Annotated in this window: 21 protein-coding genes; 13 read left to right on the top strand and 8 right to left on the bottom strand. The window is 75.5% G+C overall.

Features of this window, described 5'->3' with window-relative positions:
* Nucleotides 1-733: 733 nt before the first annotated feature.
* From BLR12_RS02110 to BLR12_RS02125, 4 genes are all read right to left on the bottom strand, one after another.
* The gene (locus BLR12_RS02110) at nt 734-1591 is read right to left on the bottom strand and encodes a tetratricopeptide repeat protein (RefSeq protein WP_091372807.1); all 858 of its coding nucleotides are present in this window, start codon (nt 1589-1591) and stop codon (nt 734-736) included.
* An 89-nt stretch (nt 1592-1680) separates the two neighbouring features.
* Nucleotides 1681-2661: a TIGR03557 family F420-dependent LLM class oxidoreductase gene (locus BLR12_RS02115; RefSeq protein WP_091372809.1), complete on the bottom strand. Its 981-nt coding sequence runs from the start codon at nt 2659-2661 to the stop codon at nt 1681-1683.
* Between the two features lie 47 nt (nt 2662-2708).
* Complete coding sequence (locus BLR12_RS02120; protein ID WP_091372812.1) at nt 2709-3899, bottom strand: ABC transporter permease; 1191 nt, start codon at nt 3897-3899, stop codon at nt 2709-2711.
* Nucleotides 3896-4807, bottom strand: a complete 912-nt coding sequence (locus tag BLR12_RS02125) for an ABC transporter ATP-binding protein (RefSeq protein ID WP_091372815.1) — start codon at nt 4805-4807, stop codon at nt 3896-3898. The genes BLR12_RS02120 and BLR12_RS02125 overlap by 4 nt, the downstream gene beginning before the upstream one ends.
* Before the next feature lie 88 nt (nt 4808-4895).
* On the opposite strand from BLR12_RS02125, the gene BLR12_RS02130 reads away from it, so the two are divergent.
* A complete protein-coding gene (locus BLR12_RS02130) occupies nt 4896-5573 on the top strand; it encodes a UdgX family uracil-DNA binding protein (protein WP_091372819.1) in 678 nt (225 codons plus the stop codon).
* A 135-nt stretch (nt 5574-5708) separates the two neighbouring features.
* The gene (locus tag BLR12_RS02135; protein ID WP_091372822.1) at nt 5709-6152 is read left to right on the top strand and encodes an organic hydroperoxide resistance protein; all 444 of its coding nucleotides are present in this window, start codon (nt 5709-5711) and stop codon (nt 6150-6152) included.
* Nucleotides 6153-6293: 141 nt separating this feature from the next.
* Here BLR12_RS02135 and BLR12_RS02140 read toward each other — a convergent pair whose 3' ends face one another.
* Both BLR12_RS02140 and pdxH read right to left on the bottom strand, forming a co-directional pair.
* Nucleotides 6294-7577 carry an MFS transporter gene (locus tag BLR12_RS02140; protein ID WP_255363244.1) on the bottom strand — a complete coding sequence of 428 codons (1284 nt, stop codon included), beginning with the start codon at nt 7575-7577 and terminating at the stop codon, nt 6294-6296.
* Between the two features lie 138 nt (nt 7578-7715).
* Nucleotides 7716-8366 (bottom strand): pyridoxamine 5'-phosphate oxidase, encoded by a 651-nt coding sequence (gene pdxH / locus BLR12_RS02145; RefSeq protein WP_091372828.1) that lies wholly within the window; start codon nt 8364-8366, stop codon nt 7716-7718.
* A 174-nt stretch (nt 8367-8540) separates the two neighbouring features.
* Here pdxH and BLR12_RS02150 point away from each other — a divergent pair, with 174 nt between their 5' ends.
* From BLR12_RS02150 to BLR12_RS02180, 7 genes are all read left to right on the top strand, one after another.
* Nucleotides 8541-9665: a citrate synthase 2 gene (locus BLR12_RS02150; RefSeq protein WP_091372830.1), complete on the top strand. Its 1125-nt coding sequence runs from the start codon at nt 8541-8543 to the stop codon at nt 9663-9665.
* Between the two features lie 97 nt (nt 9666-9762).
* Nucleotides 9763-10875 carry a phosphoserine transaminase gene (gene serC, locus BLR12_RS02155; protein WP_091372833.1) on the top strand — a complete coding sequence of 371 codons (1113 nt, stop codon included), beginning with the start codon at nt 9763-9765 and terminating at the stop codon, nt 10873-10875.
* Between the two features lie 194 nt (nt 10876-11069).
* Nucleotides 11070-12521: a family 14 glycosylhydrolase gene (locus BLR12_RS02160; RefSeq protein ID WP_255363245.1), complete on the top strand. Its 1452-nt coding sequence runs from the start codon at nt 11070-11072 to the stop codon at nt 12519-12521.
* Nucleotides 12522-12727: 206 nt separating this feature from the next.
* Nucleotides 12728-13669 (top strand): septation protein SepH, encoded by a 942-nt coding sequence (sepH, locus tag BLR12_RS02165; protein WP_091372836.1) that lies wholly within the window; start codon nt 12728-12730, stop codon nt 13667-13669.
* Between the two features lie 220 nt (nt 13670-13889).
* Nucleotides 13890-15686: a S8 family serine peptidase gene (locus BLR12_RS02170; RefSeq protein ID WP_143018680.1), complete on the top strand. Its 1797-nt coding sequence runs from the start codon at nt 13890-13892 to the stop codon at nt 15684-15686.
* A gap of 154 nt (nt 15687-15840) precedes the next feature.
* Nucleotides 15841-18330 (top strand): putative bifunctional diguanylate cyclase/phosphodiesterase, encoded by a 2490-nt coding sequence (locus tag BLR12_RS02175; protein WP_091372841.1) that lies wholly within the window; start codon nt 15841-15843, stop codon nt 18328-18330.
* A 75-nt stretch (nt 18331-18405) separates the two neighbouring features.
* On the top strand, nt 18406-18861 hold the full coding sequence (locus tag BLR12_RS02180) for a YflT domain-containing protein (RefSeq protein ID WP_255363246.1): 456 nt from the start codon (nt 18406-18408) through the stop codon (nt 18859-18861).
* 73 nt (nt 18862-18934) lie between these two features.
* Here BLR12_RS02180 and BLR12_RS02185 read toward each other — a convergent pair whose 3' ends face one another.
* On the bottom strand, nt 18935-19744 hold the full coding sequence (locus BLR12_RS02185; RefSeq protein ID WP_091372846.1) for a TrmH family RNA methyltransferase: 810 nt from the start codon (nt 19742-19744) through the stop codon (nt 18935-18937).
* A gap of 62 nt (nt 19745-19806) precedes the next feature.
* Between BLR12_RS02185 and BLR12_RS02190 the strand changes: the two genes are divergently transcribed.
* From BLR12_RS02190 to BLR12_RS02205, 4 genes are all read left to right on the top strand, one after another.
* On the top strand, nt 19807-20757 hold the full coding sequence (locus BLR12_RS02190) for an NAD(P)/FAD-dependent oxidoreductase (RefSeq protein ID WP_091372849.1): 951 nt from the start codon (nt 19807-19809) through the stop codon (nt 20755-20757).
* A gap of 100 nt (nt 20758-20857) precedes the next feature.
* Nucleotides 20858-21580 carry an ABC transporter ATP-binding protein gene (locus BLR12_RS02195; protein ID WP_091372851.1) on the top strand — a complete coding sequence of 241 codons (723 nt, stop codon included), beginning with the start codon at nt 20858-20860 and terminating at the stop codon, nt 21578-21580.
* Nucleotides 21577-22344, top strand: coding sequence for an ABC transporter permease (locus BLR12_RS02200; RefSeq protein WP_091372853.1), 768 nt, complete (start codon nt 21577-21579; stop codon nt 22342-22344). The genes BLR12_RS02195 and BLR12_RS02200 overlap by 4 nt, the downstream gene beginning before the upstream one ends.
* Before the next feature lie 59 nt (nt 22345-22403).
* Nucleotides 22404-22964: a TetR/AcrR family transcriptional regulator gene (locus tag BLR12_RS02205; RefSeq protein WP_091372855.1), complete on the top strand. Its 561-nt coding sequence runs from the start codon at nt 22404-22406 to the stop codon at nt 22962-22964.
* Here the strand turns inward: BLR12_RS02205 and BLR12_RS02210 are convergent.
* On the bottom strand, nt 22961-23773 hold the full coding sequence (locus BLR12_RS02210) for a thioesterase family protein (RefSeq protein WP_091372858.1): 813 nt from the start codon (nt 23771-23773) through the stop codon (nt 22961-22963). The genes BLR12_RS02205 and BLR12_RS02210 overlap by 4 nt on opposite strands.
* Nucleotides 23774-23778: the final 5 nt, after the last annotated feature.

Raw genomic sequence — 23778 nt, forward strand, 5'->3', positions numbered from 1 at the left:
AGGCGGCCTGAAGGGACACCCGTGTTCGTCAGTGGACCGCTCAGGATCACGGGTCGGCTCGGAGATCCTGTCTCACTGCCTTGCGGCGCTCGTGAGCGATGCTGGCAAGTTGAGCGGCGACGAAGGAGGCCATACCAACTGCCGTCCACCAGAGGCCCATGATGGCCGCGGCCAACCCGATCAGGGCGAAGACAGTGATCAACCACCAACGCACAGGGCTACGCCACGACGGCCGCTGCATGCCTCGGAGGCTAGGGGGTGTGTTCGAGGCCGCTCGGCGCCACCAGGACGCTGTCATCCAGTCGGTGGAACTGGCGGCCGATCAGGTCCATCGAGTGAGAACGCTGAGCGCTGCCTCGGTCCTGTCGGTGCCAGCGCGAGTCTCGGACAGACCAGCGAGGACTCGAGCCTTGTCCAGACCCGTCTCGTCCACACGACCATCGGCCAGCACCGTGCTGATCAGACCAGCAAGCGCGGACTCCGCTTCCTCCCGGCCCATCCAGGCATCGTGCTCGTCGGGGCTGGCAGTCTGTGGGTAGGGGTCCGGCTGCGAAAGGTCACCGAGGACCGACTGGAGCAAGTCGCGCTCTTCCCGCGTCACCATGGCTGGCGCACTGTCTCACGCGGACCACGGTGCGAGGTTCGCCGCCGGAGGACGTCTTCTGTCGTCCTCATGTGGGCCGCTCCGGGACACGGACAGCAGTGCTGGCGCACGAGATCCGCAGGACAGGCTCTAGCCGCCGAGCTCGCGCAGGGCCTGCGCTGCCAGGTCGTCCCCGTCGGCGGCGCCCAGCCGGAAGTGCTCGACCGCGCCGTCGAGGTCGCCGCGGTCGGCCAGCAGGACGGCGAGGTTGTGGTGGCAGAAGGTGTCGCCGGCGGCGATGCCGGCGCGGTAGGCCTCCTCGGCCGCCTCCTCGTCGCGCAGGTGCTCGGCGTAGAAGTTGCCCAGCGGCAGCCACGCCTGGGCCTCACCCAGCTTCGCGCCGCGCTCCAGGGTGAAGCGCGCCTCGCCGGCCCGGCCGGTGACCCGCAGCAGGGACGCCAGCGCGACCCGCGCGCCGGGGAACCGGTCGGCGCCGGCGCGCAGGTCGGCCTCCAGGGAGGTGTCGTGCGAGGCGGCCCACCGCCAGCAGGCGACCACCGCGGCGGCGACGTCGTCCCCCGTCGCGGCGTGGACCTGCGCGACCGCGAGCGCCTGGTCGTGCTCGCCCTGCTCGTACAGCAGGAACGCCAGCTGCAGCCCGCCCTGGGTGTCCCCGGCCGCGCCCGCGCCGCGGTAGGCGCGCATCGCGCCGGCCAGGTCGCCGAGCTCCTCGAGCACCAGGCCGAGGTTCACCCACGCGTCGCGCTCACCGCCGGCCAGCGCGCGCTCGTAGGCGTCGACGGCGTCCTCGACCCGGCCGCGCGCGGCCAGCGAGTTCCCGAGGTTGAACCAGCCGAGCGCGTGCCCCAGCTCGGCGGCCCGGCGGAAGCAGCGCTCGGCGTCGGCGTCGCGCCCGGCATCGGCCAGGTCGCAACCCAGCTCGATGACGGCATCGGCGTCCCGGCAGGCTCGCAGCCGCCGGAGGCGCCCGTCGAGGTCCTCCCGCATGCGGCGATCATGGCGGCGGCCCGACGCGCCGTCGTCCTCCGGACGGGCGTTCTCACCCGTCGGAGGAAGTGCCGGTCACCCGGCGGTGGTCAGCTGCCGAAGGCCTCCCGCCAGGCCGGCATCAGGCTCTTCTCCGTCCACTCCAGGTAGGGCTGCTGGTGGTCCCCGCCGATCTGCACCAGCGCGAGGTGGGTGAAGCCCGCGTCGGCGTACGCCCGGGCCGCCTCGATCACCGCGTCGACGTCGTCCCCGCACGGGATGCTCCCGGCGACGTCCTCCTCGCGGACGAACTGGCTGGCGGCGGCGAAGCCCGCCGTCCCGGGCAGGTCGGCGTTGACCTTCCAGCCCAGCCCGAACCAGCGGAACAGCGCGTGGGCGCGCGTGACGGCGGCGGCGCGGTCGGTGTCGTAGCAGATCGGCATCTGGGCCACCCGCGGCTTGCCGGCGCCGCCGGCGGCGTCGAAGCCCTCGACCAGCTCGGACCTCGGCTCGGTCGCGATCAGCACGTCGCCGAACTCGCCGGCCAGCTGCACCGACCTCTCCCCGGACACCGCGATGCCGATGGGCACGCCGCCCTCGGGGCGGTCCCAGAGCCGGCCGCCGTCGACGGAGTAGTGGTCGCCGTGGAAGGTCGTGTAGCCGTCGGCGGTCAGCAGCTCGCGGATGATCTGCACCGCCTCGGCGAACATCTCGTGCCGGACGGCGACCGGCGGCCAGCCCTCCCCGACGACGTGCTCGTTGAGGTTCTCCCCCGCTCCCAGGCCCAGGGTGAAGCGGCCGTCGGCGAGCAGCTGCAGGGTCGCGGCCTGCTGGGCCACCACGGCCGGGCGGTACCGGATGATCGGGCAGGTCACGTAGGTCATCAGGTCGATGCGGCTGGTGGCCTGGGCGGCGGCGCCGAGGGTCACCCACGCGTTCGGCGAGTGGCCCATCTCGTCCAGCCACGGGAAGAAGTGGTCGCTGCTGACGGCGAAGTCGAAGCCCACCTCCTCGGCGCCGACCACGTGCCGGACCAGGTCCTTCGGCCCGGCCTGCTCGGTCATCATCGTGTAGCCCAGCTGCATGCCCATGGCGCCGCGCTACCCGGGGCCGGCGGGAGGCAACCCGGTGGCGGCGCTCAGCCGCGCTCGGCGCGCAGCGCCTCCCGCAGCTTGGTCTTCCCGCTCGTGCGCAGCAGGGCGCCGGAGTACACCCGCCCGCCGAGCCGGACGGCCAGCGCGATGGTCACCAGCATGAGGACGACGGCCAGCGCCACCTCTCCTCCCGTCACCTCCCCGGCCGCCTGGCGCACCGGCATCACCAGCGGCGAGAGACCGGGCACGAAGGACGTCACCGTGGCCAGCGTGCCGTCGGGGTCGCCGGCCGCCTGGAGCGCCACGAAGAACCCGAGGACGAGCACCATGGACGCCGGCGCGAGGACGCTGCCGAGGTCCTCCTGCCGGCTGACCAGCGAGGCCGCCACGGCGAACACGCAGGCGTAGAAGGCGTAGCCGAGGACGAACCAGGCCACGACGGAGGCCACGGTGCCGATCAGCTCCCCGGGGACGTCGACCAGGTCCAGGGCCAGCGCGCCGGTCACCCCCACGACGGCGATGACGACGATCTGCCCCAGCCCGAGCAGGCCCAGGCCCAGGATCTTGCCGGCGAGCAGCTGCCACGGCCGCATGGTGGCCAGCAGCAGCTCCACCACCCGGCTGGCCTTCTCCTCCACGACGCCCTGGGCGACGAACTGCGCGAACAGGATCAGCAGGCCGTAGAGCAGGACCACGCCGATGATCGCCACGACGACCTGCTGGCCGTCGCCCTCCTCGCCGCCGATCGGGCTGACCGCCACCTCGGGGAGGGACTGCAGGTCGACGCCGGCCTCCAGCAGCCGGTCGGAGACGGCCAGCCCGCTGACCGCGCCGCCCACGACCGCCTCCAGCGCGGGGTCCCGGTCGGCCAGCACCAGCTCCGGGGCGGGGCCGGTCCCGTCGACGAGCGCGGCCTGGACCTCCTCGGCCTCGACCGCGGCCCGCGCGGCGGCCTCGTCGGGGACGTCGACGACCTCGACGTCGACTCCGACGGCCTCGCCCTGCGCCTCGAGGGCGGGCCCCAGCCGGCCGTCGTCGGCGACCACGGCGAGCCGGCTGGGCTCGTCGCCGCCGCTGACCGCCACCTGGAAGCCCATCATCCCCAGCAGCAGCACGAGGATGACCACCGAGCTGACGATGAAGTTCTTGTCGCGGAGGCGGCTGGAGACCTCCCGCGCCGCGACCATCCGGACCAGCGCGGCGCTGCCCGGCGTGCGGGGACCGGACGACGTCACGCTGCCGCCTCGCCGGCCGGCTCGGCGACCGCCTCGCGGAACAGCTCGACCAGGCTGGGCTCCCGCCAGGCGAAGTGCGCGACCCTCCCGGTGCGCAGCGCGGCGGCCAGCACGGCCTGGTCGTCGGCGCCGGGGCCGAGCTCCAGCAGGGTGTCGCCGGCCTGCTCCGACACCACCCGGACGCCGGGCAGCACGGCCGCCCAGCCCGGCGGCGCGTCGGGGACGACGACCCGCAGCAGCCGGCCGGACTCGCGGCGGCGCAGCTCGGCGACGGGTCCGGCGGCGACCATGGACCCGCGGGCGAGGATGCCGACGGCGTCGCAGAGCCGCTCGACCAGGTCGAGCTGGTGGCTGGAGAACACGACCGGGACGCCGCCGCGGACCTGCTCGAGGAGCGCCTCGGCCAGCGCGTCGACGCCGACCGGGTCCAGGCCGGAGAACGGCTCGTCGAGGATGAGCACCTCCGGCCGGCTGACCAGGGCCGCGGCCAGCTGCACCCGCTGCTGGTTGCCCAGCGACAGCTTCTCGACCGGGTCACGGCGGCGCTCGCCGAGGCCGAGCCGCCCGGCCCAGTGCTCGGCGGCGCGGGCGGCCGCGGCGCCGTCCAGCCCGTGCAGCCGGGCGAAGTAGGCCAGCTGCTCGCCGACCCGCATCTTGGGGTAGAGGCCGCGCTCCTCCGGCATGTAGCCGATGCGGCGGCGCAGCGCCTGGTCCAGCGACCGCCCCTGCCAGCGGACCTCACCGGCGTCGGCGCGGACCAGGCCGAGCGCGATCCGCATCGTCGTCGTCTTGCCGGCGCCGTTGGACCCGCAGAAGCCGAACATGGAGCCGGGCGCGACGGCGAAGGAGACGCCGTCCAGCACCCGGTTCGGCCCGTAGCTCTTGTGCAGCCCGTCGAACTCGAGCACCCGTCCTCCTGCCCCCGTCCGTTGCCGGCGGCAACGGTATCGGCCGGCTGCTGTCGCGCCGGGACGCCGCGTGGGGTGTCATCGGGGCATGAGCCAGGAGAACGTGCCGGCGCAGCCGCCGACCGGCGTGGGGCTGGACGGGCTGCGGGCGGCGGCCGCCGGGTGCAAGGCCTGTGAGCTGTGGCAGGGCACGACCCAGACGGTGTTCGGCGAGGGGCCGGAGACCGCCCGCGTCGTGTTCGTCGGCGAGCAGCCCGGCGACCAGGAGGACCGCAAGGGCGAGCCGTTCGTCGGCCCGGCCGGCCGGCTGCTGGACCGGGCGCTCGGCGACGCCGGCATCGAGCGCAGCGACGCCTACATCACCAACGCCGTGAAGCACTTCCGCTTCACGCAGACCGGCAAGCGGCGGATCCACCAGACGCCCGGCCCGGAGCACCTGCGGGCCTGCCGGCCGTGGCTGGAGGCGGAGTTCGCCGTCCTGCAACCCGAGGTCGTCGTCTGCCTGGGCGCCACCGCCGCCAAGGCGCTGATCTCGCCGTCCTTCCGGATCACCAAGGAGCGCGGCCAGCTGCTCCCGTGGACCCCGCCGGGCGCCGACACGCTGTTCGCCGCCGCGGCCGACGAGGACGAGGACGCCCCGCACCAGACCTGGATGCTGGCGACCACGCACCCCTCGGCGATCCTGCGCACCCCCGACGAGGCACGGGCGGCCGCCTACGACGCCCTCGTCGCCGACCTGCGGGTCGTCGCGCACGCCCTCGCCTGACGCCCCGGTGGCAGCGGCCGGACCGGACTCAGGAGGATGTGGACTCCCGGCCGGTCCTCGCCCCTCTCGGGGGCGGGCGAGGCCGGCCGGGCGATCGACCTGCGCAGGTTCCTCGCAGCGGGTAGGACGGTGCCCATGGATCGCGTCTACACGGCCGAGGCAACGGCGTCCGGAGCCCGCACCGGGGAGGTGGGCACCTCCGACGGCCGGCTGACCGCGAGCCTGTCCCGACCCGCGGAGATGGGCGGGGACGGCGGCCCGGGCACCAATCCCGAGCAGCTGTTCGCCGCGGGCTACGCCGCCTGCTTCCACAGCGCCATGCGCTTCGGCCTGCGCGACCTCGGGCTGACCCCGGAGGCCCTGGAGGGCTCCTCGGTCACCGCCCAGGTCCACTTCCTGCGGGGAGCCCCCGGCGACTTCGGCCTCGGCGTCGACCTCTTCGCCCGGCTCCCCCGGCTCGACGACGAGCAGGCGCTCCGGCTCATGGAGAAGACGCACACCGTCTGCCCCTACTCGCGCGCCACGGCGGGCAACGTCGCGGTCGGGCTGCACGTCGTCCCGGCGGCCTCCGCCGCCTGAGACAGGACCTCCTGCCCCCCTACCGCCCGCGAACTCGCGGCGGGTCCCTGCCGGGGCCGCCCTGGCGCCCCTCGTCATCGAGTGCTGCGAACTCGTGGTGATCAGGCCGGGATCGCCACGAGTCCGTGGGACTCGACGTCCTCAGTCCCGGGTGGAGGGCTGCGCCGAGCGGGAGGCGCGGAAGAGCCAGAACGAGGGCACCGCGAGCGCGACGACCGCCATCGCGACGACCACGACCACGCCGCCGGAGACCATCGCGGCGGTCACCCCGGCCGCGCTCGCCACCGCGCCGGCCCGTAGGTCGCCCAGCCGCGGCCCGCCGGCGACGACGACCAGGAAGACCCCCTGCATCCGCCCGCGCATCTCCTCCGGCGCGGCCAGCTGCAGCATCGACGAGCGCAGCACCGCGCTCACCATGTCGCCGGCGCCGGCCACGGCCAGGCAGAGGACCGCCAGCCACAGCGTCGGAGCGAGCCCGAACCCGATGATCGCCAGGCCCCACACCGCGATCGCCACGACCACGACCGCGCCCTGCCGGTCCACCCGGGACACCCAACCCGAGGTCACCCCCATGAGCAGCGCGCCGATCGAGATGCCGGCGAACAGCCAGCCGAGGCCGTTGGGCGAGTCGGCGAACCGGCCGGCGGCCAGCTCGGGGAACACCGCCTGGGGCCAGGCGAAGAGCATCGCGACGACGTCGACGACGAAGGTCATCAGCAGCACCGGCTGGGTGCGCAGGAAGGCGAAGCCCTCCCCCACCCCGCGCACCGCGGCACCGAGCCGCAGGGGCACGGCGTCCCGGCTGGGGAGCAGCGGCGGCAGGCCGCGCAGCAGCAGGACGGCGACCAGGAACCCGAGCGCGTCGACCGCGTAGGTGACCGGCAGGCTGCCGAAGCCGATGAGCAGGCCGGCCAGCAGCGGCCCGACGATGACGCCGACCTGGCGCACGGTCATGGCCAGCGCGTTGGCCGCCGGCACGCCCTCGGCCCCGACGATCGCCGGGATGACGGCGCTGCGGGTCGGCTGGTTGACCGCGGTGAACCCGGACAGGGCGGCGGTGAGCGCCCACAGCAGCCACAGGTGTCCACCGCCGGGCAGCAGCGCCTGGACGGCCAGCAGCGCGCTGGTCACCGCGGACCCCACCCCAGTGACCAGCATCAGCCGCCGGCGGTCCATCGAGTCGGCGATCGCGCCGCCCACCAGGCCGAACACGATGAGCGGGACCAGCGCCACCAGCGAGGTCACGCCGACCAGCAGCGACGAGCCGGTCAGCGCGTAGACCTGGAACGGGACGGCGACCAGCGTCATCTGCTGGCCGACCATGGTGGCCGCCACGCCCCAGAACAGCCGCCGGTAGTGCGGGTCCTGCAGCGGGGTCGTGTCGATGGTCCAGGCGCGGCGGCGGCCCCGGGGCGGTAGCGGCACCGGCTCCTCGACGGGGCCGCCGCCCTCGACCGGGTCGACCGGGTGGGGCGCTCCCGGAGGACCGCTCACACCGTCACCGGTCCGCTCCCGCGGGACGCTCCGCTCGTCGCTCGCTGCGATGTCCGCGCTCCGGCCCGCTCACGGCGCGAGGCGCTGGACGAACCAGCCGCCCCCCTCCGCGTCGTCGCGCACGAAACGGAGCCGGTCGTGCAACCGGTCGGCCCCGCCCTGCCAGAACTCGACCGAGTCGGGCACCACGCGGTAGCCGCCCCAGACCGCCGGGCGCGGCAGCTTCTCGTCCTCCGGCGTCTCGGCGTCCAGTCGGCGCAACCGCTCCACCAGCTCCGCGCGCGAGTCCACCGTCGTCGACTGGACCGACGCCGCGGCGGCCAGCTGCGCACCGCGGGGGCGCGGGTCCCACAGGTCGTCGCTGGCGGCCTCCCCGACCCGCTCCACCCGTCCGGTCACCCGGACCTGGCGCTGCAGCGCGTGCCAGGGGAAGACGAGCGCGGCCCGCGGGTTCACCGCGAGCTGGGCGCCCTTGGCGGAGGCGTAGCTGGTGGCGAAGACGAACCCCGCCTCGTCGTAGCCCTTGACCAGCACGATCCGCGCGTCGGGGGCCCCGTCGGCGTCGGCGGTGGCGACCACGACCGCGTTGGGCTCGGGCAGCTCGGCGGCCACGGCGTCGGCGAACCAGCGGTCGAACTGCTCGACCCAGGTGCCGGCGAGGTCGTCCTCGCGGAGCCCCCGGGTCGCGTAGTCCCTGCGCATGCGGGAGAGGTCGGCCACCACCTCATGTTCCCAGCCGGGCCCGCGGCCCGTGCCGTCACCGCCCGCCGGACGGGCGCGCGGCCCTCCCCGCCCCGCCTGTCCCCGGCGCGTCGGCACGGCCTAGGGTCGCAACCGCAGTCGTGCGCCGCCCCTCGTGCGCGCACGAGTCCCGCGCGCAGAGGAGCATGCGAGATGGCCGACGACTTCGTACCAGGCCTGGAAGGCGTCATCGCCTTCGAGACGGAGATCGCCGAACCGGACAAGGACGGTGGCTCGCTCCGGTACCGGGGTGTCGACATCGAGGACCTGGCCGGCAGGGTGACCTTCGGCAACGTCTGGGCGCTGCTGGTCGACGGCAAGTTCGGCCCGGGCCTGCCGCCGGCCGAGCCGTTCCCGATCCCGGTGCACAGCGGCGACGTGCGCGTCGACGTCCAGGCCGCCCTGGCGATGCTGGCCCCGTTCTGGGGCTACCGCCCGCTGCTGGACATCGACAGCGAGACCGCCCGCGACCAGCTGGCCCGCGCCGCGGTCATGGCGCTGTCCTACGTCGCGCAGTCCGCCCGCGGCATCGGCGTCCCGGCCGTCCCGCAGGCGCGCGTCGACGAGGCCGCCACGATCGTCGAGCGCTTCATGGTCCGCTGGCGCGGCGAGCCCGACCCCCGCCACGTCGCCGCCGTCGACGCCTACTGGACGTCGGCCGCCGAGCACGGCATGAACGCCTCCACCTTCACCGCCCGCGTCATCGCCTCCACCGGCGCCGACGTCGCCGCCGCCATGTCCGGGGCGATCGGCGCGATGTCCGGCCCGCTGCACGGCGGCGCCCCGTCCCGCGTGCTGCACATGCTCGACGGCGTGGAGCAGAGCGGGAACGCCGAGACCTACGTCAAGGGCCTGCTCGACCGCAACGAGCGGCTGATGGGCTTCGGCCACCGCGTCTACCGCGCCGAGGACCCGCGCGCCCGCGTGCTGCGCAAGGCCGCCGAGGAGCTGGGCGCCCCGCGCTTCCAGGCCGCCCAGGCGCTGGAGCAGGCCGCGCTCAAGGAGCTGCGCGAGCGCCGTCCCGACCGCCCGATCGAGACCAACGTCGAGTTCTGGGCCGCGATCGTCCTGGACTTCGCCGAGGTCCCGGCGCACATGTTCACCTCGATGTTCACCTGCGCCCGCACCGCCGGCTGGTGCGCGCACATCCTCGAGCAGAAGAACACCGGCCGCCTCGTGCGCCCGTCGGCCCGCTACGTCGGCCCGGCCCCGCGCAAGCCCGAGGAGGTCGAGGGCTTCGACACGATCACGGTCAAGGCCGTCGACCAGCCGGCCTGAAAAAGGACCCCGCTGCCCCCCACCACTCGCCAGCTCGCGGCGGGACCCTGCAGCGGGGCCACAGCTCGACCCGACCCCTGAGAGGCAGTCCTCCCGGATGAGCATCACCATCCCCGCCGACCTCCTGCCTGCCGACGGCCGCTTCGGCTGCGGTCCGTCGAAGGTGCGCCCCGAGGCCCTCGAGGCGCTGGCCGCCAGCGGCGCGACCCTCATGGGGACCTCCCACCGGCAGGCGCCGGTCAAGGGCCTGGTGCGCCAGGTGCGCGAAGGCCTGACCGAGCTGTTCGACCTGCCCGACGGCTACGAGGTGGTCCTGGGCAACGGCGGGACGACGGCGTTCTGGGACGCCGCGATCATCGGGCTGATCCGCGAGCGCAGCGCCCACGGCACCTACGGCGAGTTCTCCGCGAAGTTCGCCTCCGGCGTGGCAGAGGCGCCCTTCCTCGGCGACCCGGTGATCGCCAAGGCCGACCCCGGGTCGCTGGCGCTGCCCACCGCGACCGACGGCGTCGACGTCTACGCGTGGGCGCACAACGAGACCTCCACCGGCGTCATGGCGCCGGTGCAGCGGCCGCACGGCACCGACGACGCGCTGGTGCTCATCGACGCGACCAGCGCCGCCGGCGGGCTGCCCGTGGACGTCTCACAGACCGACGTCTACTACTTCGCCCCGCAGAAGAACTTCGGTGGGGACGGCGGGCTGTGGGTGGCGCTCATGTCGCGCGACGCCCTGGACCGCGTGGCGGAGGTCAAGGGTTCGGGCCGCTGGGTCCCCGGCTTCCTCGACCTGTCGATCGCCGTCGACAACTCCGGCAAGGACCAGACGTACAACACCCCGGCGGTGGCGACGCTGTTCCTGCTGGCCGACCAGATCCGCTGGCTGCTGTCCCTCGGCGGGCTGTCCGGCGCGGTGGCGCGCACCCAGGACTCCTCCACCCGGCTGTACGGGTGGGCCGAGCAGTCGGAGTTCGCCACGCCGTTCGTGAAGGACCCCGACCACCGCTCCTACGTGGTCGGGACGATCGACTTCGACGCCTCCGTCGACGCCGCCGAGGTGGCGAAGGTGCTGCGGGCCCACGGCGTCGTCGACGTGGAGCCCTACCGCAAGCTCGGCCGCAACCAGCTGCGGGTGGGCATGTTCCCGGCCGTCGACCCCGACGACGTGAGCGCGCTGACCGCCTGCATCGACTTCGTCGTCGGGAAGCTCTAGGAGGACCACCCTTCCCCCCACGCCTCGGAGAAGGACCCCGTCCTCCTCACCGCTCGCAGGCTCGCGGCGAGCCTCTGAACGGGGCCGGCGGGGCCCTGAAGGGTGGCCGCCGCGGGCCGCGTGTCGGGTGGGACACGCCGACCGGGCCCAGCCGACCCGCGACGGCCGGCCGGCCGTCCGGCAGCATCGTCGGGGTGAGGCGCATCACGGTCGTCCTGTCCGCGGTCGGCCTGCTGTTGGCCGGCGCCGGCCCCGCCGGAGCCACCCCTGCCGACGGCCCGGTGCCGCCCGGCCCGGTCGCGCTGGGGAACCCGGAGTTCACCGCCAACGTCATGGCTCCGCTGAAGGTGACCGACTGGCCGGCGTTCGAGGCCGACCTCGAGGCCGTGGCCGGGTACGGCGTGGACGCGGTGAGCGTCGACGTGTGGTGGGGCGACGTCGAGGGCGCGGCGGACAACCGGTTCGACTGGGCCTACTACGACCGCGTGTTCGAGGCGATCACGGCCGAGGGCCTGGACCTCGCGCCGATCCTGTCCTTCCACCAGGCCGGCGGGAACGTCGGCGACGACTACACCAGCCTGCTGCCGTCGTGGCTGTGGGAGAAGTACGCCGACGTCACACACCGGGGCGTCCTCCTCGGCCCGACCGGGCTGCAGCACCGCAGCGAGCAGGGCAACACCAGCGCCGAGAGCGTGCAGGGCTGGGCCGACCGGGTGGTGATGGGCGAGTACCGCGACTTCACCCGCGCCTTCGAGCGGCAGTACGGCGACCGCTACGCCGAGGAGGTCGTGGAGGTCAACGTCTCGCTGGGCCCGTCCGGGGAGCTGCGCTACCCCTCCTACAACCAGCACGACGAGGGCACCGGCTACCCGACCCGGGGCGCACTGCAGGCGTACTCCCCGCTGGCCGTGCGCGACCTGCAGGTGCAGACGCTGCGCCGGTACGGCTCGCTCGAGGCGGTCAACCGGGCCTGGGGCACCGACCTCGGGTCGGTGGACGAGATCGGCCCGCCCGAGGACGCCGAGGCCTTCTTCGCCAGCCTGGCGTACCGGGACACGCAGTACAGCCGCGACTTCGTGGACTGGTACAACGGCTCGCTCGTCGACCACGGCGAGCGGGTGCTCCGTACCGTGATCCGCACCCTGGGGCAGGACTTCCCGGAGGCCGACATCGGCTACAAGGTCCCCGGCATCCACTGGTCGATGACGAACCCGGCTCACCCGCGGGCCGCCGAGGTGACCACCGGGCTCGTCCAGACCAGCGTCGACCTGGACTCGTGGGAGACCGGCCACGGCTACCAGCGGGTCGTCGAGCTGGCCAACCGCTTCGACGGCGGCCGGCGCGAGGTGGTCCTGCACTTCACCGCGCTGGAGATGGACGACCAGGACGTCCCGCCGCAGTACTCGCTGGCCCAGACGCTGGTCGAGTGGGTCGGCGACCACGCGTACCGGGCCGGCGTCGAGCTCAAGGGCGAGAACGCGCTGGCCGGCGGGGTCCGGTCCGACGAGGGCTGGGACAACATCGAGGAGGCCTTCGCGACGTGGGGCTACCTCGGCCTCACCGTGCTCCGGATGGACGACGTCGCCTCGGGCACCGGGCAGCGCCGGTACGCGGAGTTCATCGCGGAGTACCGCCCCGACGCGTGAGGGAGGCCCCGTCCTCCCCACCCCTCGCCGGCTCGGGGCGGTGCCCGGGACGGGGCCGGGGACGTCGCGGGGGGACCGGTGCGCCACGCCGGGCGAGCCTGCCGACGCGGTCCCGCGCGCGCGGATAGCCTCGGTAGTGGACTCCCCCATCCCGGGGTCGGTCCGCCCGCCGTCCCCGACCCCGCGCACGCACCAGGAGGCCGCCCATGCGCACGCTGCGCCTCGTGGGCCTCTCCGACGACGGCCAGAACCTGGTCCTCGCCCTGGACGGCGCCGAGCCGGGCGAGGAGGGCGAGCGCTTCGAGCTGCCGGTCGACGAGCGGGTCCGCGCCGCGGCGCGCGGGGACGCCCGCCGGCTGGGGCAGATCGACGTGGAGATCGGCGTGACCCTGCCGCCGCGGGTGATCCAGGCCCGCATCCGCGCCGGGGAGACCCCGGAGCAGGTGGCGCAGGCCTCGGGCATCCGGGTCGAGCGGATCATGCGCTTCGCCCACCCCGTGCTGCAGGAGCGCGAGCGGGTGGCCGAGCAGGCCCGCGAGGCCCGGGTGCGGCTGTCCGAGGGGACGCCGTCGGTCCCGCTGCAGCAGTTCATGTCCGAGCGGCTGCGGCTGCTCGGCGCCGACCTCGACGCCGTCCGCTGGGACGCCCACCGCGCCGGCGACGGCGTCTGGCAGGTCACCGCCGCCTGGCAGGCCGGCGCCAAGTCCGGCGTCACCCGCTGGGCCTACGACATCCCCGCGCGCACCGTCACCCCGGTCGACGCCGCCACCACCGACTTCGCCGAGGGCACCCGCCTGGTCCGGGTCGTCCCGCACGTGCCGGCCGACCGGCCCGCCCCCGTGCACCGCGGCCGGCCGGTAGCCGTCGTCGTCCCCGACGACGACGGCGTGGCCGCGCCCGCCTCGTCCCGGCTCGCCCGCGACGAGGACGACGACACCGGGCAGGACGACGACGTGCGGCGGGTGCTGCCCGTCGACAGCGGCACCCGGCGCACCGATCCCGCGGTGCCCGCCGACGAGGACGACGTGAGCGAGCACGACACCGTCGTCCTGGGCCGCCCGGGCGGCGACGGGGACGACGACGAGGACCCGCGCGCCCGCATCCCGGCGTGGGAGGACATCGTCTTCGGGGTCCGCCGGCACCGCTGAGGGTGCCGCCTTGCGGCTCCCTCGCGGATGCCCTGCGGCGCACCCGCGGGTTGCCCTCCCCATCGGGTGATCTCACGCTCCGTACCTGGTCAGATGCGCAGTGCACGTCCCACAGTCGTCCTGGACTCATCACGGACGAAGGGGGACGGCTCGCATGACCGCGAGACAACCAGGCAAGGAGGCACGGCCGCGCCCCGCCGCACGTGCCACGGTGCTGGCGATGGCCTCGGCCACGCTGGTGGGCATGGGGGTGACCCCCACCGCCGCGGCCGCCACCGCACCGGAGGGTCCCCTGGTGCCCGTGATCGTGGAGGGGAGCGCCGATGCAGCCGCGGCCGAGGTGCAGCGGCTGGGCGGGGTGGTCGACCTCCGGCTGGACGTCCTCGACGGCCTGCAGGCCCGGGTACCGGCCGACCGCCTGGCGGCGCTGACCCAGGTCGAGGGCGTGCGGGCGGTGACCCCGGACGGCACCCTGGTCCCGCTCGACGAGCGCTGGGGCGACGACACCACGGGCGAGGGCCTGCAGGCCACGCTGTCGACGGGCACGTGGCAGGCCGCCCACGACATGGGCTCGATCTTCAGCATCACCCGCGACACCGGTGCGCAGACGGTGTGGGGCAAGTCCGACCCGAACGACGGCAACCGCAAGCTGACCGGTCACGGGGTCGGCATCGCGCTGCTCGACACCGGCGTCACCCGCGTGCCGGGCCTCGACGCGGCCGGCAAGGTGGTCGACGGGCCGGACCTGTCGCTGGACTCGCAGGCCGCCAACACCCGTTCCCTGGACGCCTACGGCCACGGCACCCACATGGCCGGGCTGATCGCCGGCCGCGACTCCGCGGCCCCGCGCGGCAACGAGGCCGACCAGAAGTGGTTCGCGGGCATGGCCCCCGACGCGAAGATCGTCAACGTCAAGGCCGGCGCCTCCGACGGCGCCGTCGACGTCTCGCAGGTCGTTGCGGGCATCGACTGGGTCGTCACCAACCGGGCCAGCCACGACATCCGGGTGCTGAACCTGTCGTACGGCACCGACTCGACCCAGTCCTCCCAGCTGGACCCGCTGGCCCACGCGGTCGAGAGCGCCTGGCGGGCCGGGATCGTGGTCGTCGTGGCCGCCGGCAACGACGGCGAGTCCGGCCCCCGGCCCCTGACCATGCCGGCGATCGACCCGTACGTCATCGCGGTCGGGTCCAGCGACAACCGGGGCACCGCGCAGCCGGAGGACGACACGGTCGGCGCCTGGACCAACTCCGGCACGACGACCCGCCGTCCCGACGTGCTGGCGCCCGGCAAGTCCGTGGTCAGCCTGCGCGTGCCCGGTTCGTGGGCCGACGTCGGCCACCCCGAGGGCCTGGTGCCCGGTGACCCGACGCAGCGGCTCTTCCGCGGCACCGGCACCTCGCAGTCGGCAGCCGTCGTCTCCGGTGCGGCCGCCCTGCTCCTGCAGCGCAACCCGAGGCTGACGCCGGACCAGGTCAAGGGCCTGCTCGCGGCCAGCGCCGACCGGCTCATGCGGGACGCCAGCCCGGTGCAGGGCGCCGGCGTGCTGGACGTCAAGGGCGCGGTCGAGCTGCTGGAGAAGGGCTCGGTGCCCGGCTACACGCAGACGCACGCCCGCTCCACCGGCACCGGCTCGCTCGACGCCTCCCGCGGCGGCAGCCACATCGCCGACCCGCTGACCGGCGCGCTGCTCACCGGCGAGCAGGACGTCTTCGGCGCGGCCTGGGACGCCCGCAGCTGGGCGGCCGCGTCGACGACCGGCACCGCCTGGCAGGGCGGCGTGTGGCGCGGCTCCACCTGGGCGGGCGGCGGCTGGGTCGGCGGCGCCTGGGCGCCGGTCGCCTGGACGACGCCGTCGTGGACCGGCATCGCGTGGAGCGACCGGACCTGGACGCAGATGCGGTTCGAGTCCGACGGCTGGGAGCGCGCGCGGTGGCGCGGCGACGACTGGACGCGGGCGCGCTGGCGGTCCGACGACTGGTCACGGGCCCGCTGGCGGGTCGCCGACGGCTGGTGAGCTGCTGAGCTCAGGGGCGGGGGGGTCCACCGGGCTCCCCGCCCCTGGCGCGTCCGCCCCTCGGGGGTGAGTCGCCGGGGGGCCGGCTCAAGACCCGTCGGTCCCCTGTCGATGCCGAGGAGGAACTGCCGGACCGGCGACAGGAGGTGGCTGCGTGGCCGCGCGCGAACGTTGGCGCGACGTCGTCGTCGTCCTGGCCACCGGACTACTGGCCGCGGGCGCCCTCGCCCTGGTGACCGGGCCGTTGCGGGGCGTGGACGCCGCCGTGGCCAGCCACGAGGTCCCCTGGTGGGCGCTGGTCCCCCTGTTCCTCGCCGCCGAGCTGTGCGTCGTGCACCTGCAGGTCCGCCGGGAGTCCATCTCGGCGACCCCCGCCGAGATCCCGCTCGTCCTCGGCCTGGCCTTCTGCGACCCCACCGGGTACGTGGCGGCCAGCGTCCTCGGCTCGGCGCTCGGCCTGCTCTGGCAGCGGCGGTTCGGGCTGGCCCTGCTGTTCAACCTCGCGCTGTTCGCCTTCGAGGCCGCGCTCTCCCAGACGATCTACCACGCGGTGCTGGCCGGCGGGGACCCGACGAGCGTGCGCGGCCTCGTCGCGGCGGTCACCGCCATCGTGGCCACCCAGGCCATCAGCGCGCCCACCCTGATCGGGGTCATCGCGGTCAAGGCCGGCCGCTTCCCGGAGGGCGCGCTCCGCGAGGCCGTCGTCTCCGTGCTGGTCGTGTCGCTCGGCAACGCCAGCGTGGGGCTGCTGGGCGTCGTCCTGCTGGTCACCCGCCCCGGCGCCCTGGTCCCGCTGCTCGTCGTCGTCGCCGTGCTCGTCGTGGCCTACCGCGGCTACTCGACGCTGAGCCGCGGCCACGCCCGGCTGGAGTCGCTGTACCGCTTCACCGACCGCATCGGCGGCGCGGTCCGCACCGAGCGGGTGGCCGAGGCCGTGCTCGTCGAAGCCCGCGACGAGCTCGCTGCGGAGTCCGCCGAGCTGGTGCTGCTGCCCACCGGCACCGAGCCCGGCACCCACCTGAGGCTCACCGGCACGACCGTCGTCCCGGTGCCGTTCGAGGCCGCGCCGGCCTGGTGGACGCCCGCCCTGGACGGTGAGCCGCTGCTGCGCCCGGCCGGTGACGGCACGCCCCGGGACGGCATCGCCGCGCCGCTGCGGGTGGAGGACACCGTCGTCGGCGTCCTGCTGGTCACCGACCGGCCCGACCACCTGGACACCTTCGGCGAGGCCGACCTGCGGCTGTTCGTCTCGCTGGCCAACCACGCCGGCCTGTCGCTGCACAAGGCGCACCTGGTCGACCGGCTCGCGGCCGAGGCCGCGGCCCAGGAACACCGCTCGCTGCACGACCCGCTCACCGGCCTGCCCAACCGCCGGCACTTCCTGCGGCTGCTGCGCAACCGGCTGGCCGACGAGCCACGGACGGCCGTCGTCCTGCTGGACCTCGACGGGTTCAAGGACGTCAACGAGGCCTTCGGGCACGCCACCGGCGACCGGCTGCTGGCCGAGGTGGGCCGGCGGCTGGCCGACCGGCTGGGTGCGACGTCGGTGGCCCGGCTGGGCAACGACGAGTTCGCCGCCCTGGTGCCGGCCGTCGCCGACGCCGAGGACGCCCGCACGCGGGTGGCGGCGCTGGTCGCCGCGCTGTCGGTCCCGTTCCCGGTGGAGGGCCTGACGGTCGACGTCCGCGTCACCGCCGGTCTGGCCGTCGCTCCCGAGCACGGCGAGGACGCGGCGGGCCTGCTGCAGCACGCCGACACCGCGCTGTACGCGGCCAAGCACCAGCGCACCGACGTGGCGGTGTACGACAGCGCCGCCGACCGGGCCAGCCACCGCCTGCGCATGACCGGCCAGCTCCGCGACGCCATCGCCGCCGGGGACCTGACCGTCCACTACCAGCCCAAGACCGACCCGGCGACCGGCCGGACCGCCGGGGTCGAGGCGCTGGTCCGCTGGGAGCACCCGGAGCACGGGCGGGTCGGCCCCGACGAGTTCATCCCGCTCGCCGAGCAGACCGGCCTCATCCGGCCGCTGACCACGCTGGTCCTGGACACCGCGCTGGCCGCCTGCGCCGGGTGGCGCCGGCAGGGCCACCACCTGGGTGTGGCGGTGAACCTCTCCACCCGCAGCCTCACCGACGCCGAGCTGCCGGCCCGGGTCGGCGAGGCGCTGCGCCGGGCGGGCCTCCCCGCGGCCGCGCTCACGCTGGAGATCACCGAGACCGCCGTCATGGCCGACCTCGGCCGGTCGGTCGCGGTGCTGCAGGAGCTGCGCGCCCTGGGCGTCCGGCTGTCGGTCGACGACTTCGGGACCGGGCAGTCCTCCCTGGCCTACCTCAAGCAGCTGCCCATCCACGAGGTGAAGATCGACAAGGCCTTCGTCCTGGGCCTCGCGGACGACGACGGGGACGCCGCCATCGTGCGCGCCGCGCTCAGCCTGGGCCACGCCCTGGGCCTGCGGGTCGTCGCGGAGGGCGTGGAGGACGCCGTGACGCTCGCCCTGCTCGCGGACTGGGGGTGCGACCTGGTGCAGGGCTTCCACGTGAGCCGCCCCCTGCCGCTGGACCGGCTCGCGGAGTGGCTCGCCGCCCACGGCCCCGCGGGTCCCGTGACCGCCCGGGCCGCGGTGGCGGCACCGGGTCGGTGACGCGGACCTCGGCTGCCGGCAGGTGTCCGCGGAACCCGCCGGGGTAGCAACGAGCACATGTCAGCTTCGGTGTCCATGCCCCTCGGTGGAGTGCAGGTCGGTTCCTTCGACAGCTACGAGCAGGCCCAGGCCGCCGTCGACCACCTCTCCGACCAGAAGTTCCCGGTCGAGAACGTGACGATCATCGGCTCGGACCTCCGCCAGGTCGAGCGCGTCACCGGCCGGCTCACCTGGGGCCGGGTGCTCGCCGCCGGTGCGGCCGGCGGCGCCTGGTGGGGCCTGTTCGTCGGCCTGCTGCTCGGCATCTTCGCCGTCGAGCCCGGTGCCTGGATCGGCTCGGTCGTGACCGGCCTGCTCATCGGCCTGCTCTTCGGCGCGCTGTTCGGCGCGCTGGGCTACGCCGCCACTCGGGGACGGCGGGACTTCACCAGCGCCAGCGCGATCGTCGCCGGCCGCTACGACGTGATGTGCAACCCGGCCCGCGCCGAGGAGGCCCGGGCGCACCTGGCCCGCTTCTCGCTCCGCGGCTGAACGTGAGGACCCCCCTGCCCCCCACCGCTCGCAGGCTCGCGGCGGGCCCCTGCAGGGGGGCCGTTCCAGTACGTCACCTGAGGGTCGCGAAGGCCACCGCGGCGGCCGCGGCGACGCCCAGGGAGTCGACGCCGGCCCGCATCGGGATGCGCGCCCGCACCCGCGCGGCCTGCTGCGCCTCGGGCGTCAGGCCCGGCCCCTCCGCGCCCAGCAGCACCGCGGTGCGCGGGTGCGCGACCGGGTCCACGTCGGCCAGGTCGACGGCGTCGGGCGCCGGGGTGAGCGCCACGGTCAGGTAGCCGGCGTCGTGCAGCCGCGCCAGCCCGCCGGGCCAGTCCGGCAGGACGGCGAACGGCAGCGCCAGCACGTGCCCCATCGAGACCCGCACCGAGCGCCGGTAGAGCGGGTCGGCGCAGCGCGGGTCGAGCAGCAACCCCTCGACGCCGAGGGCCACGGCCGAGCGGGCGATGGAGCCGAGGTTCTCCGCGTCGTTGAGCGCCTCGAGCACGGCCAGCCGCCGCGGGGCCGCGGGATCCGGCCCGGCCAGCAGCTCGTCCAGGTCGGCCGGCGGACGGCGGTCCGCCGAGGCCAGCACGCCGCGGGTCAGCCGGAAGCCGATGACCTCCGAGAGCACCCACCTGTCCGCCTCGTAGGCCGCGACCCCCTCGGGCAGGTCCAGCGCCGCCACCCGGCCGGGCACGCCGAGCACCGCCCGCACCCGGTACGGCGAGGCCAGCAGCCGCTCGACCGCCGGCACGCCCTCCACGATCACCGGGCCGGTCCCGCGCTCGGTGCCCGGCCGGCGGTCGCCCGCCTTGAGGTCGCGGAAGTCGGCCACCCGCGGGTCGTCCGGGTCGGTGATCGTCGCGGGGCTCGGGCGCACCCGCCGATCCTCCCAAGCCGGTCCGCCGCGCGGCCGCGCCGTCCGGCCCGCAGGATCGAGCGGTGCCCTCCTCCCCCACGACCGTCGTCGGAGCCGGCATCGCCGGCACGGCCTGCGCCCGCGTCCTCGCCGGGGCCGGGGTGCCCGTCCGCGTGCTCGACCGCGGCCGCCGGCCCGGCGGGCGGATGGCCTCCCGGACGCTGCACGACCGCACCGTCGACCTGGGCGCCTCCTACCTGACCGCCGAGGACGGCTCGGAGTTCGCCACGCAGGTCCGCGACTGGGTGGACCGCGGCCTGGCCCGGCCGTGGACCGACACCTTCGCCGTCGCCGGCCCCGACGGGCTGCGCTCGACCACCACCGGGCCGGTCCGCTACGCCGCACCGGGTGGTACCCGCTCGCTGGTCGCCGACCTCGCCGGGGGCCTGGACCTGGAGAGCGGGCGCACGGTCGCCGCGGTCGGCCCCGGTCCGCGGGTGGACGGCGAGGAGGTGCCCGCCGTCGTCCTGGCGATGCCCGATCCGCAGGCGCGCCGGCTGCTGGACGCCGACACCGCCGGGCGGCTGCTCGACGACCGCCCGTGGGAGCCCTCGCTGGCCGTCGTCCTCGGGTGGTCGCGGCGGCACTGGCCGGCCGACCTGCACGGCGCCTTCGTCAACGACGACCCGGCGGTCACCTGGGTGGCCGACGACGGCGACCGCCGCGGGGACGGCGCCCCGGTGCTGGTCGCGCACACCACGGCCGAGCTGGCCGCCGCGCACCTCGAGGACCCCGACGCCGCCGCCGGCCCGGTCGCCGCCGCGGTCGGCCGCGCGCTGGGCATCGACGTGCCGCCCGAGTGGACGACGGTGCACCGCTGGACCCACGCGCGCCCGGCGCAGGCGCGGGACGAGCCGTTCGGGCTGGCCGGCGGGATCGGCGTCTGCGGCGACGGGTGGTCCGCGCCGTCCCGGGTGCAGGCGGCGTGGACGTCGGGCACCGCGCTCGGCCGCGCCCTCCTCACCGCACGCTGACCACTCTCCCGACCCGGCGGGGACCGGCCTGTTGACGGCGCGCGAGGAACTCACCTACCGTTGACTTCATCAGGTGTTGAGTTCCGCCGAGGGAGCACCCATGACCGACGCCGTCACCGTCACCGACCTCGTCGTCCACCGCGGGCGCCGGGAGGTGCTGCACGGGCTGACCTTCGCCGTCCCTCCCGGGCAGGTCACCGGCCTGCTGGGCCCCAGCGGCAGCGGGAAAACGACGCTGATGCGCGCGCTGGTCGGGGTGCAGCGGGTGCGCGCGGGCGAGGTCACCGTCCTCGGGGAGCCGGCGGGCTCCCCCGGCCTGCGGTCCCGGGTCGGCTACGTCACCCAGGCGCCCAGCGTCTACCCCGACCTCACCGTCCGCGAGAACGCCCGGCACTTCGCCGCGCTGTACGGCCGCACGGCCCGCGACGCCGACGCCGCGCTCGCCGACGTGGGGCTCGCCGGCGCCGGCGGGCAGCTGGTCGGCGACCTCTCCGGCGGCCAGCGCGGCCGGGCGTCGCTGGCCTGCGCGCTCGTGGGCCGGCCCGAGGTCCTGGTGCTCGACGAGCCCACGGTGGGGCTGGACCCGGTCCTCCGGGTCGAGCTGTGGGCGCGGTTCGCCGACCTCGCCGCCGCCGGCACCACGCTGCTGGTCTCCAGCCACGTCATGGACGAGGCGGCCCGCTGCGACCGGTTGCTGCTGCTCCGCGACGGCGAGCTGCTGGCCGACTCGACCCCCGACCGGTTGCGGGCCGAGTCGGGCACCGCCGACCTCGACGAGGCGTTCCTGCGCGTGGTCCGCGCCCGTGAGGAGGTGGCGGCGTGACCACCGCGCTCTCGCCGCGGCTCACCGCGGCCACCACCGGGCGGGTGCTCCGGCAGCTGCGCCACGACCACCGCACGGTCGGGATGCTGGTGCTGCTGCCCAGCCTGCTGCTCGGGCTGCTGTACCTGCTGTGGGCCGAGCTGCCGTCGGTCCCGGGGGGGCCGGACGTGTTCGACCGGGTGGGCCTGACGATGCTCGGCGTCTTCCCCTTCGTCGTCATGTTCCTGGTGACCAGCATCGCCATGCTGCGCGAGCGGACGTCGGGCACGCTCGAGCGGCTGCTCACCACCCCGCTGTCGCGGCTGGACCTGCTCCTCGGCTACGGCACCGCCTTCGGGCTGGCCGCGGCGGTCCAGGCGCTGGTCACCGTCACCGTCGCGACGACGCTCTACGACCTGGCGCTGGCCGGGCCGCTGTGGGCGGTGGTGCTCATCGCCGTCGTCGACGCCGTCCTCGGGGTCGCCCTGGGCCTGCTGGCCAGCGCCTTCGCGCGCAGCGAGTTCCAGGCCGTGCAGTTCATGCCGGTCGTCGTCCTGCCGCAGTTCTTCCTCTGCGGCCTGCTCGTCCCGCGCGAGCAGATGGCCGGCTGGCTGCAGGCGGTCAGCGACGTCCTGCCGCTGACCTACGCCGTGGAGGCCCTGCAGGAGGTCGGGCGGTCCCCGGAGCCGACGGGCACCATGTGGGCGGACGTCGGCATCGTGGCCGGCGCGGCCCTGCTCGCCCTCGCCCTGGCGGCGGCGACCCTGCGGAGGAGGACCGGCTGAGCCAGGCCCGCCGGCGGCCCACCGGTCGCCGCCCCGGCAACCCCGACACGCGCGAGGCGGTGCTGGCCGCGGCCCGCACCGCCTTCGCCGAGCGCGGCTACGACGGCGCCTCGATCCGGGGGATCGCCGCCGCCGCGGGCGTCGACCCCGCACTGGTGCACCACTACTTCGGCACCAAGGAGAAGCTGTTCCTCGCGGCGGTCGAGGCCCCGGCCGATCCGGACGAGTTCCTGCCCGGGGTGCTGGCCGCGCCGCCGCAGGAGCTGGGTGCCGAGGTCGTCCGCCTGGTGCTGCGGGTGTGGGACGGGCCCGCCCGGCCGGCGTTCCTCGCCCTGGTCCGGTCGGCCGTCAGCAACGAGTGGTCGGCGAGGCTGCTGCGCGAGTTCCTGCTCGCGCGGATCATCCGCCGGGTGATCGGCTCGCTGGACCTGCCGGCCGAGGAGCGGGAGGCCCGTGGCGCGCTCGTCGCCTCCCAGGTCGGCGGCCTCGTCCTGGTGCGTTACGTGCTGCAGCTGGAGCCGCTCGCCTCCGCCCCACCGCAGGAGGTCGTCGACGCGATCGGCCCGACGGTGCAGCGCTACCTCACCGGCGAGGTCGCCCTCCCGGGCAGCGGCGGCTAGCGCGCCACCCGCGCCAGCTGGCGGGCCTGGGCGACCAGCCGGCCGGTCGCGTCCCAGATGCGGCACTCCTCGTCGGACCACCCGCCGGTGACCTCGGTGGAGCGCGACTCGACCAGGCACCAGCCCGGCGCCGGCAGCGCGCGGACCAGGACCTGCAGCTGCACGGTGGGTGCCCAGCCGGGCCTGCCGACGGCGAAGGCGGTGGGCGGCAGGGCGTCGGCGAACAGGAGCAGCGCCAGCGGGTCGGGCGCACGGCCGTCGGCCAGCCGGATCCAGGCCCGCAGCACGCGCTGGTCCGACGGGCGGCCGACGGTCCAGCCGGCCGTCGCGGGGTCCAGCCGGGTGTCGATCCGCCGGGCCAGCCCGACCACCGGCCCGCCCTCGGCGTTCCGCGTGGCGACGCACTCGTCGGGACCCGGCAGCCGGGGCGCGGGGTTCACCGTGTAGTCGGCCGGGTCCTCGCCCAGGGTCGCCGTCGTCACCTGGACGGCGAGCGACGGGCCGGTCCCGTCGCCGAGCAGCACCGACGAGTGCGCCAGCGTGCGCCCGGCCGGGCCCGGCGTGACGGCGAGCCGGGCCGGACCGCCGGGGGTGGCCCGCAGGTAGCTCGCCGACAGCGCGACCGGGTGCGGGTGCGGGCTGTCCAGGACGGCCGCCCGGGCGGCCACCGCGAGCAGGTAGCCGCCGTTGAGCACCCCGCCGCCGACGTCCCAGCCGGGGTCGAGGTCGGCGAGCAGCCCCCCGCCCTCGGTGCGGGTGACGGCGGTGGCGGCGTCGAAGGCGGAGGGCGCGGGGTCGGTCTGCGGCACGTCCC

This window comes from Geodermatophilus sp. DSM 45219 (genome assembly GCF_900104025.1).
Taxonomy (GTDB): Bacteria; Actinomycetota; Actinomycetes; order Mycobacteriales; family Geodermatophilaceae; genus Geodermatophilus.

What these genes read in the sequence shown, in the direction of transcription:
- BLR12_RS02110 (WP_091372807.1), bottom strand. Translation starts at nt 1,591, where the DNA reads ATGCGGGAGGACCTCGACGGGCGCCTCCGGCGGCTGCGAGCCTGCCGG.
- serC (WP_091372833.1), top strand. Translation starts at nt 9,763, where the DNA reads ATGAGCATCACCATCCCCGCCGACCTCCTGCCTGCCGACGGCCGCTTC.
- BLR12_RS02135 (WP_091372822.1), top strand. Translation starts at nt 5,709, where the DNA reads ATGGATCGCGTCTACACGGCCGAGGCAACGGCGTCCGGAGCCCGCACC.
- BLR12_RS02130 (WP_091372819.1), top strand. Translation starts at nt 4,896, where the DNA reads ATGAGCCAGGAGAACGTGCCGGCGCAGCCGCCGACCGGCGTGGGGCTG.
- sepH (WP_091372836.1), top strand. Translation starts at nt 12,728, where the DNA reads ATGCGCACGCTGCGCCTCGTGGGCCTCTCCGACGACGGCCAGAACCTG.
- BLR12_RS02150 (WP_091372830.1), top strand. Translation starts at nt 8,541, where the DNA reads ATGGCCGACGACTTCGTACCAGGCCTGGAAGGCGTCATCGCCTTCGAG.
- BLR12_RS02180 (WP_255363246.1), top strand. Translation starts at nt 18,406, where the DNA reads ATGCCCCTCGGTGGAGTGCAGGTCGGTTCCTTCGACAGCTACGAGCAG.
- BLR12_RS02195 (WP_091372851.1), top strand. Translation starts at nt 20,858, where the DNA reads ATGACCGACGCCGTCACCGTCACCGACCTCGTCGTCCACCGCGGGCGC.
- BLR12_RS02115 (WP_091372809.1), bottom strand. Translation starts at nt 2,661, where the DNA reads ATGGGCATGCAGCTGGGCTACACGATGATGACCGAGCAGGCCGGGCCG.
- BLR12_RS02170 (WP_143018680.1), top strand. Translation starts at nt 13,890, where the DNA reads ATGGCCTCGGCCACGCTGGTGGGCATGGGGGTGACCCCCACCGCCGCG.